The 19,178-nt window shown below is 65.5% G+C and carries 18 protein-coding genes; 9 read left to right on the top strand and 9 right to left on the bottom strand.

Going from position 1 to position 19,178, the window contains the following annotated elements:
* Window positions 1–4 precede the first annotated feature (4 nt).
* The 5 genes from pufA to AC0X69_RS08910 all read left to right on the top strand — a co-directional run bounded on the left by pufA (window position 5) and on the right by AC0X69_RS08910 (window position 3,613).
* A complete protein-coding gene (pufA, locus tag AC0X69_RS08930) occupies window positions 5–202 on the top strand; it encodes a light-harvesting antenna LH1, alpha subunit (RefSeq protein WP_482613097.1) in 198 nt (65 codons plus the stop codon).
* Window positions 203–293: 91 nt separating this feature from the next.
* Window positions 294–1,118 (top strand): photosynthetic reaction center subunit L, encoded by an 825-nt coding sequence (gene pufL / locus AC0X69_RS08925; RefSeq protein WP_482613096.1) that lies wholly within the window; start codon window positions 294–296, stop codon window positions 1,116–1,118.
* A gap of 19 nt (window positions 1,119–1,137) precedes the next feature.
* Window positions 1,138–2,115, top strand: coding sequence for a photosynthetic reaction center subunit M (gene pufM / locus AC0X69_RS08920; RefSeq protein ID WP_482613095.1), 978 nt, complete (start codon window positions 1,138–1,140; stop codon window positions 2,113–2,115).
* The gene (gene pufC / locus AC0X69_RS08915; RefSeq protein WP_482613094.1) at window positions 2,112–3,134 is read left to right on the top strand and encodes a photosynthetic reaction center cytochrome PufC; all 1,023 of its coding nucleotides are present in this window, start codon (window positions 2,112–2,114) and stop codon (window positions 3,132–3,134) included. Before pufM ends, pufC begins: the two co-directional genes overlap by 4 nt.
* A gap of 221 nt (window positions 3,135–3,355) precedes the next feature.
* Complete coding sequence (locus AC0X69_RS08910; RefSeq protein ID WP_482613093.1) at window positions 3,356–3,613, top strand: hypothetical protein; 258 nt, start codon at window positions 3,356–3,358, stop codon at window positions 3,611–3,613.
* Between the two features lie 93 nt (window positions 3,614–3,706).
* Here AC0X69_RS08910 and bchJ read toward each other — a convergent pair whose 3' ends face one another.
* From bchJ to bchI, 5 genes are all read right to left on the bottom strand, one after another.
* Window positions 3,707–4,336, bottom strand: coding sequence for a bacteriochlorophyll 4-vinyl reductase (gene bchJ / locus AC0X69_RS08905; protein ID WP_482613092.1), 630 nt, complete (start codon window positions 4,334–4,336; stop codon window positions 3,707–3,709).
* Entirely contained in the window at window positions 4,317–5,975 is a 1,659-nt protein-coding gene (bchE, locus tag AC0X69_RS08900) for a magnesium-protoporphyrin IX monomethyl ester anaerobic oxidative cyclase (RefSeq protein WP_482613091.1), read from the bottom strand. Before bchE ends, bchJ begins: the two co-directional genes overlap by 20 nt.
* A gap of 108 nt (window positions 5,976–6,083) precedes the next feature.
* On the bottom strand, window positions 6,084–6,944 hold the full coding sequence (gene bchO / locus AC0X69_RS08895) for an alpha/beta fold hydrolase BchO (RefSeq protein WP_482613090.1): 861 nt from the start codon (window positions 6,942–6,944) through the stop codon (window positions 6,084–6,086).
* A gap of 83 nt (window positions 6,945–7,027) precedes the next feature.
* Window positions 7,028–8,809 carry a magnesium chelatase subunit D gene (locus AC0X69_RS08890; protein WP_482613089.1) on the bottom strand — a complete coding sequence of 594 codons (1,782 nt, stop codon included), beginning with the start codon at window positions 8,807–8,809 and terminating at the stop codon, window positions 7,028–7,030.
* Window positions 8,806–9,786: a magnesium chelatase ATPase subunit I gene (bchI, locus tag AC0X69_RS08885; RefSeq protein ID WP_482613336.1), complete on the bottom strand. Its 981-nt coding sequence runs from the start codon at window positions 9,784–9,786 to the stop codon at window positions 8,806–8,808. The genes AC0X69_RS08890 and bchI overlap by 4 nt, the downstream gene beginning before the upstream one ends.
* Before the next feature lie 436 nt (window positions 9,787–10,222).
* Between bchI and ppsR the strand changes: the two genes are divergently transcribed.
* Genes ppsR through AC0X69_RS08870 form a run of 3 tightly spaced genes read left to right on the top strand, consistent with a single transcriptional unit; the run spans window position 10,223 to window position 14,411 of the window.
* Window positions 10,223–11,542: a transcriptional regulator PpsR gene (ppsR, locus tag AC0X69_RS08880; RefSeq protein ID WP_482613088.1), complete on the top strand. Its 1,320-nt coding sequence runs from the start codon at window positions 10,223–10,225 to the stop codon at window positions 11,540–11,542.
* A gap of 41 nt (window positions 11,543–11,583) precedes the next feature.
* Window positions 11,584–13,779 (top strand): GAF domain-containing protein, encoded by a 2,196-nt coding sequence (locus tag AC0X69_RS08875; RefSeq protein ID WP_482613087.1) that lies wholly within the window; start codon window positions 11,584–11,586, stop codon window positions 13,777–13,779.
* Window positions 13,776–14,411 (top strand): biliverdin-producing heme oxygenase, encoded by a 636-nt coding sequence (locus AC0X69_RS08870; protein WP_482613086.1) that lies wholly within the window; start codon window positions 13,776–13,778, stop codon window positions 14,409–14,411. Before AC0X69_RS08875 ends, AC0X69_RS08870 begins: the two co-directional genes overlap by 4 nt.
* On the opposite strand, the gene AC0X69_RS08865 is transcribed toward AC0X69_RS08870, so the two are convergent.
* Complete coding sequence (locus AC0X69_RS08865; protein ID WP_482613085.1) at window positions 14,389–15,297, bottom strand: cobalamin B12-binding domain-containing protein; 909 nt, start codon at window positions 15,295–15,297, stop codon at window positions 14,389–14,391. The two genes, AC0X69_RS08870 and AC0X69_RS08865, sit on opposite strands and share 23 nt — an antisense overlap.
* A 374-nt stretch (window positions 15,298–15,671) precedes the next feature.
* Here AC0X69_RS08865 and AC0X69_RS08860 point away from each other — a divergent pair, with 374 nt between their 5' ends.
* A complete protein-coding gene (locus tag AC0X69_RS08860; protein ID WP_482613084.1) occupies window positions 15,672–17,189 on the top strand; it encodes an alpha/beta hydrolase in 1,518 nt (505 codons plus the stop codon).
* On the opposite strand, the gene AC0X69_RS08855 is transcribed toward AC0X69_RS08860, so the two are convergent.
* Genes AC0X69_RS08855 through AC0X69_RS08845 form a run of 3 tightly spaced genes read right to left on the bottom strand, consistent with a single transcriptional unit; the run spans window position 17,096 to window position 19,175 of the window.
* Window positions 17,096–17,464 carry a hypothetical protein gene (locus AC0X69_RS08855; RefSeq protein ID WP_482613083.1) on the bottom strand — a complete coding sequence of 123 codons (369 nt, stop codon included), beginning with the start codon at window positions 17,462–17,464 and terminating at the stop codon, window positions 17,096–17,098. The genes AC0X69_RS08860 and AC0X69_RS08855 overlap by 94 nt on opposite strands.
* Entirely contained in the window at window positions 17,461–17,994 is a 534-nt protein-coding gene (locus AC0X69_RS08850) for a TspO/MBR family protein (protein WP_482613082.1), read from the bottom strand. Before AC0X69_RS08850 ends, AC0X69_RS08855 begins: the two co-directional genes overlap by 4 nt.
* Window positions 17,991–19,175: a geranylgeranyl diphosphate reductase gene (locus tag AC0X69_RS08845; RefSeq protein WP_482613081.1), complete on the bottom strand. Its 1,185-nt coding sequence runs from the start codon at window positions 19,173–19,175 to the stop codon at window positions 17,991–17,993. The genes AC0X69_RS08850 and AC0X69_RS08845 overlap by 4 nt, the downstream gene beginning before the upstream one ends.
* Between the last annotated feature and the right edge of the window lie 3 nt (window positions 19,176–19,178).

The following is a 19,178-nucleotide window of genomic DNA, read 5'->3' as shown; positions in this document are numbered from 1 at the left end:
CGGCATGCACAAAATATGGCTGCTTTTCGATCCGCGTCGCACGCTGGTCGCGCTGTTTACCTTCCTGTTCACGCTGGCGCTGCTGATTCATTTCATTTTGCTCAGCACCGACCGCTTCAACTGGCTGGAAGGTCCGCGGCCGGCGCGCACGGGACAGATCGAACAGACGATTCCCGGCGGTCCCCCCGCCGCGTTCGGCTGATCGACGACGCACATCACGCGCTGCGGACGGACGCGTTTCGCTTCCGCCCGCGGACGCAACACATTTGACGGCATCCGAGGGAGGCGCGGCCATGGCCATGCTGAGTTTCGAAAGAAAATATCGCGTGCGCGGCGGCACGCTCATCGGCGGCGACCTCTTCGATTTCTGGGTCGGCCCCTTTTACGTCGGCTTCTTCGGCGTCACCACGATCATCCTCTCGACGCTCGGCACGGCGTTGATCATCTGGGGCGCGGCGATGGGCCCGACCTGGAACATCTGGCAGATCAACATCGCGCCGCCCGACATCAAATACGGTCTCGCGCTCGCGCCGCTGAAGGAAGGCGGGCTCTGGCAGATCATCACCCTTTGCGCAACCGGGGCGTTCGTCTCATGGGCGCTGCGCCAGGTCGAAATCTGTCGCAAGCTCGGCATGAACTATCACGTGCCCGTCGCATTCGGCTTCGCGATCTTCGCCTATGTGTCGCTCGTCGGCATCCGGCCGCTGTTGCTCGGCGCCTGGGGCTACGGCTTCCCCTACGGCATCATCAGCCATCTCGATTGGGTGTCGAACACCGGCTACCAATATCTGCACTTCCACTACAATCCTGCGCATATGATCGCGGTGTCGTTCTTCTTCGCGACATGCTTCGCGCTGTCCCTGCACGGTTCGCTGGTGCTTTCCGCGACCAATCCGGGCAGAGGCGAGGTCGTCAAGTCGCCCGAGCACGAAGACACGTTCTTTCGGGACGCGATCGGCTACTCGATCGGCACGCTCGGCATTCATCGGCTCGGCCTGTTCCTCGCGGTTTCCTCCGCCTTCTGGAGCGCGGTGTGCATGATCATCAGCGGCCCGTTCTGGACTCGCGGCTGGCCCGAGTGGTGGAACTGGTGGCTCAATCTTCCCGTCTGGCGCTAACGCGTAAGGGAGACGACCCGTGGCCTATTATCAGAACATCTTTACGCAGATTCAGGTCCGAGCCGAGGCGCCCGACCCGGGCGTCCCGGTTCCCGGAATGAAGCGAACGAGCTATGCGACGTTTTCGCATCTTCTCGGACGCATCGGCAATGCGCAGATCGGGCCGATCTATCTCGGCTATATCGGAACGCTGTCGCTCGTCTTCGGATTCATCGCCTTCGAGATCATCGGCCTCAACATGTGGGCCTCGGTGAACTGGGATCCGGTGCAGTTCGTCAGGCAATTGCCATGGCTGGCGCTGGAGCCGCCGAAACCACAATATGGCATCAAGATCTTCCCGCCGCTCAGCGAAGGCGGCTGGTGGCTGTTCGCCGGCTTCTTCCTGACCTCCTCCGTGCTGCTGTGGTGGTGGCGCATGTATCGCCGGGCGCGTGCGCTTGGTCTCGGCACGCACACCGCATGGGCCTTCCTCTCGGCGATATGGCTCTATCTCGTGCTGGGCTTCATCCGTCCGCTGCTGATGGGCAGTTGGAGCGAGGCGGTGCCTTTCGGCATCTTCCCGCATCTTGATTGGACGGCGGCGTTCTCGATCCGCTACGGCAATCTCTTCTACAACCCGTTCCACATGCTTTCGATCGCCTTCCTCTACGGATCGGCGCTGCTGTTCGCCATGCATGGCGCGACAATTCTGGCGGTGGGCCGTTTCGGCGGCGAGCGCGAGATCGAGCAGATCCTCGATCGCGGCACGGCCTCGGAGCGCGCGGCGCTGTTCTGGCGCTGGACGATGGGCTTCAACGCAACGATGGAGTCGATCCATCGCTGGGCGTGGTGGTTCGCCGTGCTGTGCCCGTTGAGCGGCGGCATTGGCATTCTTCTCACCGGCACGGTCGTCGACAATTGGTATCTCTGGGGCGTCATGCATGGCATCGCGCCGGAATATCCCCATGTCTTCGCGCCGGTCGTCGATCCCGCGCTCGCTCCAGGAGGCGCGCCATGAGACTGGCTTTTTCTCTCCTCGGCATCGTTGTGGCGTCGCTGCTGACGGTCGCCATGCTGTTCACCCCCGGCTGGGTTCGCCCGCCGATCATCGGCGTGCAGACCGGCTACCGTGGCACCGGCCAGGACCAGCTCATCAGCGTGCAGAATAAGCGCATCCTTGAAGCCGCCAACGCGCTGCCGGCGCCGATCGACAGGGCGTCGCCTTCGGGCGAGCGTGCGACGGCCACATACAAGAATGTGAAAGTGCTGACCGACCTCAGTACGGATGAGTTCAACCGCCTGATGGTCGCCATCACCCAATGGGTGTCGCCCGAACAGGGCTGCGCCTATTGTCACACCGACGATCTTGCCGACGACAGCCTCTACACCAAGGTCGTCTCGCGGCGCATGATCGAGATGACGCGCGACATCAACAAGGACTGGACGTCGCATGTCGGCGACGTCGGCGTGACGTGCTACACCTGCCACCGCGGCCAGCCCGTTCCCAAGAACGTCTGGTACGAAAATCCGGGCAGGCCGCATGCCGGCGGCATGGCGGCGCATAATTATGGCTTCGGCCATCCGTCCGCATCGAATGGAACGACGGCGCTTCCCATCGACCCCTTCACGCCGCATCTTCTTGGCGACGACAGCATCCGGGTCGAAGGAAAATCCGCCTTGCCGACGGGCCTGGGCGCCTCGATCCAGCAGACGGAGCAGAGCTACTCGCTTATGATGCACATGTCACAAGCGCTCGGCGTGAATTGCACCTTCTGTCATAACACCCGCGCATTTCTGGAATGGTCCCAGAGCGCGCCGCAGCGCTCGGTCGCCTGGAACGGATTGCAGATGGTGCGGGAGCTGAACGCCGTCTATCTCGAAACCCTGAAATCCGTCTATCCCGCCAACCGCTTAGGGCCGCTCGGCGACAATCCGAAAGCCAATTGCGGGACCTGTCATCAGGGCGTGAGCAAACCGCTTTACGGCCAAAGCATGTTGAAGGACTTCCCCGAACTCGGCGGCAGGGCTGCGCCCTGACCGTCGGCTCTTCGCCCGGCCGACAGTCACAGCGGCCGGGCGCTCTTCGAGCTCTTCAAAAAAAAGAATGGTTAACAAGGATTTCAATTTCGGTGGTTTTGAGCTTTGCTTTCGTTTCGCTGAGCGCAAGCAGGGAGGATGACGCCGTGTGTTCGGTAGACAGCGCGTTGCAAGACGATTGCGTCAGGGTCGTTCAAAGGCAGGACGACGAAGGCGCTTACATGATTCGGATCGGAACCCTTGAGACGATCGTCACCATTCGACTGCGCCGGACATGGGGATCGCGCACGGCCTACCGCCTGAGTCACGCCATCAAGACGCCGCGTCAGCCGAGCCCCTATTGGAGCTGCGCATCGGAGGCCGAGACGCCGGGAGACGCGTTGCGCAAGGCGATCAGCGGCTTCACGATGCATTATCGCAAGGCCGTCGGCGAAGGCTATGCGCCAGCCGAAGACTGGCTCGTTCCGGCAGGAAGCTAGAAGACGCGTCGTTACTTCGAGACAGGAAGCGACGAAGCAATCTGGGGCCGCTTTATGGCGCTGGACTGCTTTGCGTCGCTAGCGATGACGCGCTTACCAGCGCACCTCGAAAACGCAGGCCGGCGCGCCGGTCGCTTCGCACTCGACTTCGGCGACGCTCAGAGCGGGCCCCAGCATTTCCGCGAACACCCGCTCGAACGTCGCGGCGAAATAGGCGCAGGCCGGCGTTTCCGTGTGGAGCCCTTTGCAGATCGGCGAACCGGCGATGCGTAGACGCAGATGCGGCGAAAATTCATAGGAGAATTCGCCGCTTCCTGAAAATGTCCACGCGTGGCGCGCAATCGCCGCGGCGAGAATGCGCGCCGCGAGCGGACGCGGCGTGACTTTCAGCATGCGCTGCGCAAGAGAGGGAATGCGGTTGGCGAGTAGATAATCGCCCGTGCGTCGTCCCGCTTCCCGCGAAGTCTCGGCGGCCTGCGCCTCGCCGAGCCGGTCGATCGCTGCGCGATGCAGCCGCGCGACATCGTCTTCAGGCGTCATATGCGTCGGCGGCGCCGCCAGATAGCGCGCGAGGCCGGCATCGTCGAAAATTTCATGGCGCAACCGTTCGCCGCAGATGGCGGACAGCGCCGCCGCCATCTGCGTGATGGCGTTTGGTCCGATCAGGCCAACTCCGATCGGGCCAAGTCGCGTCTTCTCGGCTTCAGTGTGCGCGATGCTCATGCGGCGCCGCCGGTTCGCGCAGGACGACCGAGGCGAGCGGCGCTTCGTCCAGCTCCTCGGCGAGCTGTTCCTTGCCGCCGCCGCAGGCCATCGCCTGCGCCGCTTCATGCATGGTGCTGGCGGGACGCTTATGCGTGACCTGCCATTCGACGTCTTCATCCGCGGCGCGCTGGCGTGTCGCGTCGAAGTTGAACTTCACCTTGGAGCGCGACTGTGGTCCCCAATAGTCGACCTTGCCGAGATCGTAGAATTTCCGCTCGAAGCCAGCTTTGAGGAACGCCTTGAGGCAGCCGAGGAGATAGCGTCGGCGTTGTCCGCTGCCTGCCCAGGGATAGGAGAAGAAAGCCTTCTTCATGTAGAAGCGGCGGTAGTTGTTCATCACCCGGTCGAGCAATTCGCCACGATCCATCGCCTGTGGTTTGATGATCGGCGTGACGAAATTGTATTTTTCATAGTCGAAGATCTCGACCTTGTCGCCGAGCTCCTTGAAGAGATCGGAGAACGGCCAGGGCGTATACATCGACCAATTGGCGAGGTCAGGCTTCCAGTCCTGCGCCATTTGATAGGTCTCTTCCAGCGTCTCCGCCGTCTCGTTTTCGAGGCCGACGATGAATTGCGCCTCGACGACGATGCCGGCGTTGCGCAGCAGTTCGACCGCCTTCTTGTTTTGCGCGACGGTCGTCTCCTTGTTGAAGAGATCGAGCTTTAATTGCGCCGCCGCCTCGGTGCCGAGCGAAACATGGATCAATCCGGCCTTGCGGTAGAAGGGCAGCAGCGCTTCGTCGCGCAGAATGTCGGTGACGCGCGTGTTGATGCCCCAGAGAATATCGAGCTTGCGGTCGATCAGCTCCTGACAGAAGGCGACGAATTTCTTCTTGTTGATGGTCGGCTCTTCGTCCGCGAGGATGAAGAAGCCGACGCCGTGATCGCGCATCAGCGTTTCGATCTCATCGACGACCTTCTTCGGATCGCGAATGCGGTAGTCGCGCCAGAATTTCCACTGACTGCAGAAGCTGCAAGTAAAGGGACAGCCGCGCGCCATGTTTGGAATGGCGACCTTCACGCCGAGCGGGATGTAAGTGTATTTGTCCCAGTTGAGCAGGCCCCAGTCGGCGACGATGGAGTCGATGTCCTTCACCGTCGGCGCGGCGGCGGTGGCGACCACTTTGCCGGCCGCCGCATAGGCGAGACCCTTGATCTCGTCGCGTCGCGCCGGCCATCCGCCCTCGTCGATCGTGCGCACAAGATCGACGATGATCTCCTCCCCTTCGCCGCGCACGATGGCGTCGATCCACGGCGCTTCGGCGAGCACCTGGCGATACATGAAGGTCGCATGGACGCCGCCGAGCACCGCGACGGCGGTCGGCGCCGCCTCCTTGGCGATCTGCAGCACGCGCTCCGCCTTGTAGATCGACGGCGTGATCGAAGTGACGCCGACGACGTCCGGCGCGTAATCGGCGATTGCTTTGCGCAAATCTTCTTCGCCGATGTCGAAGGTCATCGCGTCGATGAATTTGATCTCGGCGTAGCCTGCCTTTTTGAGCGCGCCGGAAAGATAGGCCACCCAGGCCGGCGGCCAGTTGCCGGCGATTTCGGCGCCGCCGGAATGATAATTCGGATGGATGAAAAGGATGCGCATCGCATGTCCCTTTCTCGGCGGTTGTCAATCTAGCTAAGCGTAAAGCAAGTGTGACGCTTTGCAACGGCGATTGACGTTTTCGCGGATCAAGAGCCGCGACCGATCGCCTCACGACGCCTGAACGGCCAGACGCTCGAGTTCCTGGCTACCCATGTCCTGACGTTCCGGCCCGTCCCAAATCTGAAAAATCAGCCTTGCGTGCGCCTCGGGCGCTTCCTCATGCGCCAAATGGCCGAGGCCGCCGATTTCAACGACGCGGGCGTTCGGCAGACGCGCCGCGATCTTGAGCGCGCTCTGCGGCCGCACCGCGCGGTCATTGGCGCCGACGATCATGGCGAGCGGCGTTGCGAGGCGCGGCAGATCACGATTGAGCGTATGCAGATCCCAATGCGCCATCATACCGAGCGCGCCTTCGACATGCGCCGGATTGCTCATGAGTCTGGCGTAAAGATCGACGCCGCGCGCATCGATCCTGGAGCCGACGCCGGTGAGAAGCCGCGCGACCGCGGCGCGGTCGGCCGACCAGGCGAAGTAGCGGGGCGCGAAGGGATTGAGGAACAGCGCCTTGGCGAGCGGCGGCAGCACATGGCTGGCGACGCCGCCGAATGGCGTGAAGGCGCCGTTGAGCGAGACGATCAGTTTCGGCGTGATCGCCTTGTCGAGGACGAGCCGCGCGAGAACCGCCGCGCCGGCGGAGTGACCGATGGCGATCTCGGGCGCGGCGCCGAGCGCGCGCAACAGGCTCGCGACCGCCTTCGCCATGCCGGGCAGCGACTGCGTCCATGCTCCGCGCGACGACGAAAAGCCGTGGCCGGGGAGATCGGGCGCGATCACGCGAAAGCGCGACGCAAGCAGCGGCGCAAGGTCGCGATAGGAATGCGTCGAGGCGCCGGCGCCATGCAGCAGCAGCAGCGGCGGACCTTCGCCCAGCACCTGCACATGCCAGGAGACGCCGCCGGCGTCGAGCATGCGGCTCGCCGCTCGGTTCGGCCAATCGGCGCCATCCCGCTCAAGAGAAAGACGGGCCGCGGGCGCGAACAAGTGTGGGACGATCACGGCCCCGGCGCGGCGGCGCGCACCGCCTCCGAAAGCATCGCCGCCTGGGCGATCGGCATTTTGAGATAGCGGCCATTCATCGCCTCGGCGATTTTGCGCGTCGGCGCGTCAACGCGCGTCGCCCCCGGGGCCGAAGAGTCGATGGCCAGCGCGGACAATCCGAGACCGCGAAGCCGCCGCGCGGCGTCGAGCGCGTCGTCAAGCGCTTGCGCGCGACCCGGAGCGCCCGTGCGGTCGATATTGCCGCGACCGTCGGTGAGCAGCACCAGGAGCGGCGTCTGGCCCTTGCGCTTGACGCTTTCGGCCAGCGCGGCGGCCGTATCGAGCCCATGCGCCAGCGGCGTGCCGCCGCCGCCCGGCAGCGCCGCCAGCAGACGCTTGGCGCGCGCCAGCGAACGTGTCGGCGGCAGCAGGATTTCGGCGCTTTTGCCGCGGAAGGCGACGAGCGCGACGCTGTCGCGCCGCACATAGCAGTCGGCGAGCAGCAGTTCGATCGCGCCCTTCACTTCGCCCAGTCGCTGCATGGCGGAGGAGCCCGAGGCGTCCACCACGAAAATCGCGGTGGTTTCGCGACGCTCGCGAAACCGCGTGATGCGAAAATCGTCGGCGCGCACGCGCACCGCCATCGACGCATCGCCCTCGGCCCGCGCGCGACGCAGACCTTGCCACGGCGCGGCGGCGCGCAGCGTTTCGATGAGGGCGAGTCGGCCTTCGCGCAGCGCGCCGCGCCTTGCGCCCAGCGGCCGTCCGCGCCGGGCGGACATGAGCGCGGCGCCGGATTTTCCGCTGCGCGCGGAGGGCGCGCGGGGCAGCGCGCCGGTCGCGAGCCGCGCCAGGAGATCAGCCGGGATCGCGGCGCGCGCCGCGGCGACGACGACCTCGTCGAGCGATTGCGCCGGCTGCGGCTGCGCATCGTCGTTCTGCGCATCGGCGTCTTCTGTCGTCGGGCTGTTCTCTCCCGACGCCTCTTCGGGAACGGCGTCGGTCTCTTCGATCGCCGGCGCGCATGTGGCGCGCGGCGCGAAGACGAAAGCCGCCGCCTCGGCGAGATCTTCGTCGTCGACCTCGCCCGCGCCGCGCAGCGCGCAGCAGGCGCGGGCGACGCGCAGCGCCAGCAGCGGCGCACGCAAGGATATAACCCCCAGCCGGGCGGCGGCCGCGACCAGCGCGTCGATCGCGCCCCGCGGCGCGGTAATCGAGCGCAGTCGCTGGCGCGCCGCCGCAACCTGCGCGGCGCTTACCATGGGCTTTGCGATGTCGCGATGGCCGATCGCGTCGAGATCGAGATGGAAAGCGAGGCGGTCGAGCAGCGTCTGCGGCGGCCGCTCGTCGTCGTCGCGTCCTTCGTCAAGAGCGACGACGCCGATGCGCGCGCGCTGGCGCCCCGACAGACCATCGCGCGCGAGTTCGATCTCGCCCGCGTCGAGCGCCGCCGCGACGCGCGCCGCCGTCGCGCCGCCGAGCCGCTCGGCCATGGCGAGAACGACGATTCCCCCGTCCGCTTGCGCGAGGAGACCGGTTTCGGCGATGGGACGGCCGGCGCGCAGCGTCGCGGTCAGATCAAGTCCGCCGAGGAGACGGTCGTCAGTGATGGAGAGCGGCGCGCGGCGCACCGGCGCGTCGCGCGGGAGATAGTCGCGCAGCAGCGCCAGCCAGGCGTCTCGCGCGGGGCCGGTCGGCGCGCGCAGCGACACGCCGGAACATGATGGATCGGCGGCGAACAGCGCCGCGGCGCGGCTCGCGCGCGCCCAGGCGTCGCCGTCGTCCGCGCCGCTCATGCGGCGAAAATTTCGTCGACGGCGCGCGCGACGCGCGTTCCCGAGCCGCTGTCGTCGAGCGGGTTGCGCCGCAGCCGATGGCCGAGCGCGAGCGGCGCCACGCGCCGCAGCTGTTCGTCGCTGACGCGCGCCTCGCCTTCGAAGCTCGCGAGCGCGCGGGCGGCGCGCAGCAGCGTCAGTTCGCCGCGCAGGCCGTCGACGCCAAGCGCGACGCAGAGCCTCGCAGCTTTCTCGAGCGCGTCGTCAGACGCCTCGACGACGACATTGCGTTCGCGCGCCGTAGAAATTCGGCGCCGCAACTTGTGCTCTTCGACGGACCAGGCCTTGGCGAAGCGCGCCGGATCGCGTTCGAAGGCGTCGCGGCGGCGCACGACTTCGATCCGGGTCGGAATGTCCATTGGCGTCTTCACCTCGACGGCGAGGCCGAAACGGTCGAGAAGCTGCGGCCGCAGCTCGCCTTCTTCCGGATTGCCGCTGCCGATCAGGACGAAACGCGCCGGATGGCGCACGCTCAATCCCTCGCGTTCGACGACATTCTCCCCGGACGCGGCGACGTCGAGCAAAAGATCGACGAGGTGATCTTCGAGAAGATTCACCTCGTCGATGTAGAGAAAGCCGCGGTTCGCGCTGGCGAGCAATCCGGGTTCGAACGACTTTTCGCCCTGGGTCAGCGCCCTTTCGAGATCGAGCGCGCCGACGACGCGATCCTCGGTGGCGCCGAGCGGCAGATCAATGACCGGCGCCGCGCGCAGCGTCGTCTTGACCGCGCCCTGCGCCGCGCGCTTTTTGCATCCGTCGCACTGCGCGGCGGTCGTGGCGGGATCGCAATTATAGGCGCAGCCGACGACCGCGCGTATGGGCGGCAGCAGACGCGCCAACGCCCGCACCGCCGTGGATTTGCCGGTTCCCCGATCGCCGAACGCCAGCACGCCGCCGATGGACGGATCGATCGCGGCGATCACGAAGGCGAGCTTCATGTCGTCCTGGCCGACGATGGCGGTGAAGGGAAATGGCGCCTGTGAGTCGGACGACGAGAAATCCCGCGCCGCGAGGTCGTCCGAAGCTTGAACGCGGCGCGCGTCCACCGCGCGCGACGTTGTTCGCGGTAGCTTGACCGGAAGCGACGACATGCTCGGCCCTTTCGGCTTGACGCGGGTGAATGGCCTGACGCGCCGTGTGTCACCATAAATTGACACTTTTGGCGCTCCCACGCAAGCGCGCATGACGGATTCAGTCAAAAATCGCGCAAATTTTGCGGCGCAGGCGTAGTATTCTGCAGCGGCGCGGTCCATTGTGTAAGATGCGCTGAACGAAACGGGGGCTCGGTGATGTCTGCTGGCGGTAACGCCGGACGCGATAGGGTCTTGGAGCGCGCGCTCATGCGCCCCGCCCCCGACCCAAGCGGGATCGGCCATGCCGGATAGGTCTGAAGCCGGCCCGGATCTGACGCTGACGCTCGACCAGGACGGCGTCATCAAGAACGTCGTCATGGCGAAGTCGCTGGCGCAGGAGCCGCTCGACGGGTGGCTGGGCAGGCGCTGGGGCGACATGATGGAGCCGGCGATCGACGACGTCGCGCTGCAGAAGATCGAGGACGTGCGGCTGCACGGCGATTCTTCCTGTTTTCGCGTGCGCCAGCGGTTTCCCAGCGGCCGCGAGCTCGCGATGGAATACACGACCTTCAGCCTCGGCAAGAAGGCGGGCTTCGTCGCGATCGGCCGCAGTCTCGAGGCGATCAGCGAATTGCAGTCGCGTCTCCAGCTCGCGCAGGAGGCTCGCGAGCGCGACTACTGGAAAATGCGCGAGATCGAGACGCGCTACCGGACGCTGTTTGATGCGACCAGCGAGGCGGTGGCTCTGGTCAGCGTCGCCGATCTGCGCGTCGTCGACGCCAATCTCTGCGCGGCCAAGAACCTCGATCTCGCCCCCGGCGCGCCCTTCCTGCCTCGGCTCGAGGAACGCGACAGGCGCGTCCTCGACGACATGCTGGCGAAGACGCGCGAAGAAGGACGCGCGCCGGGCGTCGTGCTGCGCGTAGCGCCTTTTGGCGGACTGTGGAGCCTGCGCGCGTCGTTGATGAACGCGGAGTCCGGCGCGCTCTACCTGTGCCAGCTCGCCCCGATGCGAGAACTGAGCGGCGAAGCTGACAAATCCGACCGCCTCTCGATGAGGAGCTTCATCGATAGGATGCCGGAAGGCTTCGTCATCATCGACCGCGACGGCGTCGTTCAGACCGCCAATGGCGCTTTTCTCGATCTCGTGCAGATCGGATCGGAGGCGGCTGCGATAGGCCGCAAATTGATGCGTTGGCTTTCAAGCCCCGGCGCGGACGCCAATGTGGTGATTTCCCTCATTCAGAAGCACGGGGATGTGCGGCGCTTTCAGACGGCGATCGAAGGAGAGCTTGGACAGTCGACCGCCGTCGAGATTTCCGCCGTCGGCGACGACGCCTCTGAGCCGAGCTACTTCGGCTTGCTGATCCGCGATCTTGCCCATCAACGCGCGCAGGCGGCGGATTCTGCGCGAGCGGCGGCCGAAGCGCCGTCGATGGTCGAGGATTTCGACAATCGCACGCTCGAGCAGATCGTCAAAATGACCACGGAAAGGATCGAGCGCAAAGCTATCGCGCGCGCCCTCGAACGGTTCCGCGGCAATCGCACCGCCGCCGCGCGCCACCTGGGTCTCAGTCGGCAGAGCCTGCACACAAAGCTAAAGAAATACGAACGAGAATAAACAAATCGCCCATACACTAGCCAGGCAGGGAGGCTAACGTCGTGACGCTCGATCCCGCCTCGCCAGCCTTCGGTCAGGCGAACCTTTCGAATTGCGAACGCGAGCAGATTCATCTCGCCGGCTCGATTCAGCCGCATGGCGCGCTTCTGGCGGTTCGCGAAGCGAACGGCGTCATTGTGCAGGAGAGCGGCAATGCGGCGGCCTTTCTGGGCTATCCGCGACCGCTGCGCGGCTCTCACCTGCGCAATCTTGGCGGCGACCTTTGGGACTTGAGCCGCCCCTACCTTGACCGCGCGAGCGACGCCATTCCCGTCGCGCTGCGGTGCATGGCCGGAACTCGGGGAGAACCGCTCAATGCGCTGTTGCATCGCGCGTCTCGCGGCGGCCTGATCGTCGAACTGGAGCATGCCGGGCCCTTCGTCGACTATACGCTCGCGATCCAGCGCGGAGTCGACACGATTCTCTCAGCGTCGACGCTGCGCGCGCTTTGCGATTCCTGCGCGGGGATGTTTCGCGATTTGACGGGCTACGACCGCGTCATGGTCTACCGCTTCGACGACGAGGGTCATGGCGAGGTTTTTTCGGAGACGAGACGCCCAGAGCTCGAAGCGTTTCTCGGCAACCGCTATCCCGCCTCCGACATTCCGCATATCGCGCGACGGCTATATGAGCGCAATCGCGTTCGGTTGCTCGCAGACGTCGGTTACACGCCCTCGGCGCTCGAACCGCGTCTTTCGCCTCTCACGGGCGAAGAACTCGATATGTCGATGTGCTTCCTGCGCAGCGTGTCGCCCATCCATATCCAATATCTGCAGAACATGGGCGTCGCCGCCACGCTGGTTGTGTCGCTCATGGTCGGTGGAGATCTGTGGGGCCTGATCTCCTGTCATCATTATTCGCCCCGCCTTATCCATTTCGAGATGCGCGCCGTCTGCGAACTGCTGGCCGAGGTCATGGCCACCCGCATCGCGGCGCTGGAGAGCTTCGCGCAGGGCCAGGCCGAACTCTCGGTGCGCCGGCTGGAACAGCGGATGATTGAAAGCGTGACGCGCGAGGGCGACTGGCGGGGCGCGCTCTTCGACCGCGCGCGTTCGCTGTTGCTGCCGCTCAACGCGAGCGGCGCGGCGCTGCTGTTTGAAGGAAAGATCCAAACCGCCGGCGACGTGCCGGGTTCTGAAGAGATCTGCGCCTTGGGTCGATGGCTGGAGGACCGGCTCGATGACGGCGTTTTCGCCACGTCCGCCTTGGCCTCGCAAGAACCCGCTTTCGCGCCGTTAACCGGCGTCGCCAGCGGCGTTATCGCGACGCGCATTTCGAGCGAAGCCGGCGAGTTGCTGATCTGGTTCCGCAAGGAGCGGGTGCGGACCGTGACGTGGGGCGGCAATCCGTTCAAGGCGCCCTCCGACGGAGACGACCCCAACGAGCTGTCGCCGCGCCGTTCTTTCGCGCAATGGCATCAAGTCGTCGAGGGAACGTCCGACCCCTGGACCGCCGCTGATCGCGCGGCGGCGCGTCTGATCGGAGAAAGCGTCACAGACGTCGTGGCGCAGTTTCGCTCCCTGCGGATTCTTGTGGCGCAGGATCAGCTTCAACATGTCTTGCGACAGGTTCACTCCTCCAGTCAGCAGATCGTCGTCGCGGGGGCGGACGGCGGCGTGCTCGAGGCGAATTCGGCTTTCAACCTGCTGCTGGGTCTGTCGCGACCGCTTCGTCATCTCGACGAATTGAGCGTCCATTTCGCCGATCCCGATGAGGTGGAGAGAAGGTTGCGGGCGCTGCGCGAGCGCCGCACGCCCTGGCGCGGCGAAGCGCTGCTTCTCGACCGACATGGCGCAACACGTCCGATCGCCGTGCGCGCCGATCCCGTGCTGGCCTCGCGCGATCGCGTTTTGGGATATGTCATTCTCTTCACAGACCTTGCCGAGCGCAGGGCTGCGGAGGCCGCGCGACGGAATTTTCGCGACAATCTGGTCTTGAGCCAGCGGCGGCTGATGCGCCGGATCGACTCCAGCGCCGCGCTTGCCGTTGAGAATGTTATGTCGAGCATCATCGACAATGCGCAACTCGCCGCTCTCGAAATCGCCGACGGTCTCGACACCGCCGGCATTCCCGAGACGCTGGAGAGCGTCCGGGCTTCGGTGGCCCGCGCCGCGGAGGTGCTTGAACAAATCTCGCTCGGCGCGTCAGACAGGCGCAACGCAGCTTCGGCTTCGAAAAGCTGCGGCGAAAAGAAATGAGCGGGAGCGCGATGGTTCACGATGAGCTGCGCGCCGCCACGGGGGCGATACATCGGCGTCTGCATCGCCATCCCGGACTTGCCGCGGCGGCGCGCGGCGCGATCGGTCTCGACGATTACCGCCAATTGCTGGGGCGGCTTTACGGCTTTCACCGGGCCTTCGAGAATGTCTACGTCGGCGCCGCGCAGCGACTGCGACCTGTCGCCGGATCGCGCGCCGAACTCATCGCGCTGGATCTCGCGGCGCTCGGAGCCATGCGCGCCGACATTTCCCGACTGCCGCTGTGCGCGATGCGTCAGCCTTCGGGCGAGCCTGCCGCGCTCGGGGCGCTCTATGTGGTGGAGGGCTCGGCGCTGGGGGGCGCGCTGATCGCGCAAGCGCTCGCGCCGGTCGTCGGCGAGGCGCGCCGCTTTTTTCTCGGCTGCCCGTCGCGGGGCGATATCTGGCCGGCGCTTTTGGCGCGCGTCGAAACGCTGTCGCCCGGGGCGCAGCGGGCCAGCGCCGTAGAAGCCGCCGTCGAGACGTTCCAGGTTTTCGAGGAATGGATGCGGGACTGGCGCGCGGCGCCGAACTGCGTCGCGGGCCTGGCGATCGAGGAGAAGCGCGAGACTAAAGGCGGCGTTCCGCAATAGCGGCGCGCCCTGGCGCGCACGACTGACGCAGGACCAGCTTTTTCGCGAGAATGGTGGCGGTCGCGGCATCCGGCGCCGTGGCGTCCGCGCCGACCTGCGCGACCAGATTGGGATTGCGCTTGAAGAGCGGCCCGCCGACCATCACGCCGAGTTCGGCGTTCGCTGAAGATTCCCGCACCGCCTGAATCGTCCGCGCCAGCCTCTCCAAATCCGACTCGGCGCTCAGCGTGATCCCAAAGACGCCGAACCATTCGCCGGCCGAAACGCCGGCGACGTCTTGGGCGTCGAGATCCTTCTGGAGGCGGACGTCCCAGGCGGCGTTGCGCAGGAACACCGTGACCATGTCGACGCCAAAAACGTGCTTTTCGCCGGGCAGCGTCGCGAGCAGCGCGCGCTGTCGTGGATCGCAGGCCGCCGGCTCGTCCACGCCGCCGAAGCGGCACATCAGCTTCTGCATCCGCGCGACGCCGAGCGTGACGTCGACGAAGTCGCAGCGATCTTCTTCCCAAAGCGCGCCGAGATGGCGCGCGGCTTCGGCGAGGAGGCCGACAAACAGCGTCTCGAGCGAATGGCCCCTGTCGCGCATCCTGTCGAAGAAGACCGCGGAGCCTTCGCCGTCGTCACGTGTGAGAAGCGCGCCAAACGCTTCGATTTCTTCGGTCTCGAAGGCGCTCTCCGCCTCCTGCGCCGAAAGCGCGTGATGCATCAGCTGAAGACGCGGAACGATGTCGTCGAGGATGACGCAGGCGAGTCGCTCCCGCCGATCGTCGCGGTCCGATCGCAGAAAATCGTTCCGCTCGGGCCATCCAAATTCATTCGGGCAGGAGGACGCGCGCGGCGGCGCGCGTCGGGCGGAAACCGGGTCGAATTCCCCTAGATCGGTCATACAATGGCCTCCCGGACCATCCGCGGCGATGGCTCGCCAGCGTGCAGCCCCGAAATCATCGCTCGCCGCTTTCCGACCTCGCCGAATGGACATCCCAAGCGCCGCATCTTGACAGCCATCCGGTTGCGGGCGAGCGGTCCCGCCTCGTAATTTGATGAGAATGAACGATTTTTCGTTTCTTAATTGCGCCTTTTCGGCTTGGGGCGGGCGTTCGCCTGCCGTGACCCATTGAAACGCACAATAATGCGATAGTAAAGCTTAATTGACGGTAGCTGCGCCATAACGTTCGTTGTGTCATGCAGCACGGACACACCGGAGCGTTCGCCAATGAGCTTTAGAATCCGCTTCCTATCGCGCCGCGCAGGGCAGCAGCGATGACGCGTTTGCGCGCGATTTTTTTTACCGCGATCGCAGCAGGCGCGGTGTTGATATCGCTGTGGCGCTTATCGGAATCCGAAGCCGGCCTTTCGATCGACCATCTTCACGTCGGCGAAACGCCGGTGAATGTGATGCGCAGGAGCGACAGCCAGCCTGCGCCGGTCATCATTATCGCCCACGGCTTTTCCGGCTCACAGCAATTGATGGCGCCGCTCGCAACGACTCTCGCGCGCAACGGCTATGTCGCCGTCACCTTCGACTTCTCGGGACATGGGCGCAACCCGACGCCGATGCCGGGCGGCCTCGCCAAGCTGGAAACGAGCACGGCGGCGCTCCTCAACGATATCGACGAGGTCGTGCGCTTCGCGCGAACTCACCCCTGGTCTGATGGGCGCATCGCGCTCGCCGGCCATTCGATGGCCACCGACCTCGTCGTGCGTTACGCCATCCGCGAGCCTGAGATCGCCGCCGTCGCGGCGCTCTCGTTTTTCGGCCAGGGCGTCAAGCCCGAAAGCCCGAAGAATCTCCTCATCATCGACGGCGCATGGGAATCGCAGCGGTTGATCGACGCCGGCGCGCGCGTCGTTTCTCAGACGGCCGGCGCGCCGGCGCAAGCAGGGGTCACTTACGGCGACATCGCTGGCGGAACCGGGCGCCGGCTCGTGATCGCGCGCGGCGTCGAACATATCAGCGTTCTCTACAGCCGCGACGCGATGCGCGAGACGCTCGGCTGGATGAACGCCGTTTTCGGTCGAGAAGAGGCCGGCTATATCGACGCGCGCGGCCCCTGGATCGCGCTGCTTTTTGCGGGTCTGATCGCCTTGATGCGGCCGCTCGCGCAATTGTTGCCGCAAGTCTCGCCCGCGCCGCTCGGCGCCGGTCTGCCCTGGCGGCGTTTCGCGCCGATCGCCGTCGCGCCCGCTCTGCTCACGCCGCTCATTCTTTGGAAAGCGCCGACGGATTTTTTGCCGATCCTGCTTGGCGATTATCTCGTCCTGCATCTTGCGGTGTATGGCGCGCTGATTTTTGTAGGGCTTTGGCTCGCGCAAGGCTGGCGCGCGGTTTTTCCGCGGCCGCGCTGGAAAGCTTTGCTGATCGCGGCGGCCGCGCTCGCCGCCTATTACACGCTCGTCCTCGGCCTGCCGCTCGACGCCTACGTCGTCTCTTTTCTGCCGACCGGCGTTCGCGGCCCGCTCATCCCGGCGATGTTCATCGGCTGCGCGCTCTATTTTCTCGCCGATGAGTGGCTGACGCGGGGACCCGGCGTCGCGCCGGGCGGCTATGCATTCAGCAAATTCTGCTTCATCGCCTCGCTGGGCATCGCCGTCGCGCTCAACCCGAGGCGATTGTTCTTTCTTGTGATCATCGCGATCGTGATCGTCATCCTGCTGACGGTCTACGGTCTCGTCGGCGGATGGGTCTATGCGCGCACGCGCGATCCGCGCGTCCCGGCGCTGGGCGCGGCCTTCGGCCTCGCCTGGGCGCTCGCCGTCACCTTTCCGATCGTCGACTGACGCTCGGCGGGCGGCGACTCCCAGCGCAGCGCGAGATCGGCGAGATGCGCGACGAAGGCCATGGCGAGACTTGCGGCGATCGCCCACGAGGAATCGCCGGCGAGCGCGCCGCGCAGCGCCAGCAGCAGCGCCGCGCCGGCGAGCAGGTTACAGAGAAAGCCGGCCGGCGGCGGCCCGCGCCGCCATAGACGGCGAAGGGCGAGCGCGCCGACGGCTTCGAAGGCGACGAGCAGCAAAATCCAGTCGACGAGTCGGGGATCGACAAAGGCGCTCATGTGGGTTCCGTCCGGCGTTTGGCGCTCGGCCAATAGGTCGCGAATGGCTTGTTCAGCTCAACCATGCGCCAGTTGAGGAAGCCCGCGAAGCTGACCCAGGCGAGATAGGGCGCCAGCAATGCGGCCGCGGATGGCGAGATCGCGCCGACGGCGACGATGAGCGACACGATCGACAGCCAGAGAAAGACGAGTTCGACCAGCGCCCAGTCGGGCCGCCGCAGCTTGAAGAAGAGCGGGCTCCAGGCGACATTGAGCACGGCGTTGATCGCAAAGAGCGCAAAGAGCCAGAGGCGCGCGCCATCGTCCGGCGCCCGCTCCCAGGCGAGAACGCCGCTCGTCGCGGTCAGCAGAAAGATGAGCGTCCAGGCCGGGCCGAACAGCCAGTTCGGCGGTCGCCAGCTTGGAAAGTTCAAGCCCTCGTACCAATCGCTGATCTCAGTGGCGAGACCGCCGAGCAGCGCGACGAGCGCAACGATCGCGGTGGCGACGGCGACCAGCGTCCAGCGATCGGCGGCGAGCGAGTCCATCATGGCGAGGCGAGCCTCAGGAGATGGGCGAGGTCCTTGAAGAAGATGCGCACATGCGCCATCGGATCCGCGCGCACGAGCTCCTTGTTCATATACGCCTCCCAGGTGAGGCGCTGAACGTCCGGATCCTTGCAGATGCTGACGAAGGCTTCGCGCAGCCGGTCGTTGCGATACCAGAAATGTTGCATGATCCCGAGGATGAAGAAGACCCGGCCGTGCAGCTTCATGAAACGTTTGCGCGCCGTTGCCAGCGCGCGAGCGTCGCCTGTGCGCAGACATTCGTCGACGGAATCGGCGGAGAGCCGGCCGCCGAGCATGGCGTAGTAAATGCCTTCGCCCGAGGCCGGCGCGACGACCCCCGCCGCGTCGCCGGCCAGAATGACGTCGCGGCCATTGTCCCAGTGTTTGAGAGGCTTCAACGGAATCGGCGCGCCCTCGCGCCGAACCGTCGAGGCGCCCGCAAGTCCCGTGTCGTCGCGCAGATCGCGCACGGAGTTCTTCAGCGAAAAGCCCCTGTTCGCGCTTCCTGTTCCGACGCTCATCGTGTCGCCATGCGGAAAGATCCAGGCGTAGAAGTCCGGCGAGAGCGCGCCGCGATAATGAATTTCACAGCGATCAGGATCGCTCTTTTCCGCGGGCGGCGTCTCGATCACTTCGTGATAGGCGAAGACGAAACGCGTCTTGTCGCCGCCGGGCACTTCCTGGCGGCTGACCTGGGAGAGCGCGCCGTCAGCGCCGATGACGAAACGCGCGCGAAGCGTCCGCGGCTCGGATTCGCCCTTGGCGCGATAATGCAGGCGCACGACGCCGTCTTCGTCGCGCGTGATTTTTTCATAGGCGCCGGTCACGCGCGTCGCGCCGCAAGCGGCGGCGCGAGAGCGCAGCCACTCGTCGAATTCGCAGCGGTCGACCATGCCGACGAAACCGCCCTTGATCGGCATGTCGACGGCGACGCCTTTCGGAGAGATCATCCGGGCTGACGAGACGCGCGCCTTCAGCAGATGCTCGGGTATCGCGAAGTCGCGGATGAGCCGCGGCGGGATGGCGCCGCCGCATGGCTTGATGCGGCCCGCCTTGTCGATGAGCGCGACTTTGCGGCCGCGCCGCGCGAGATCATGCGCCGCCGTCGCGCCTGCGGGCCCGCCGCCGACAATGGCGACGTCAAAGAGCGCGTCCTCACTCATGAG

This window comes from Methylocystis sp. Uni0008 (genome assembly GCF_056838045.1).
This window is presented reverse-complemented; position numbering and strand designations above follow the sequence as displayed.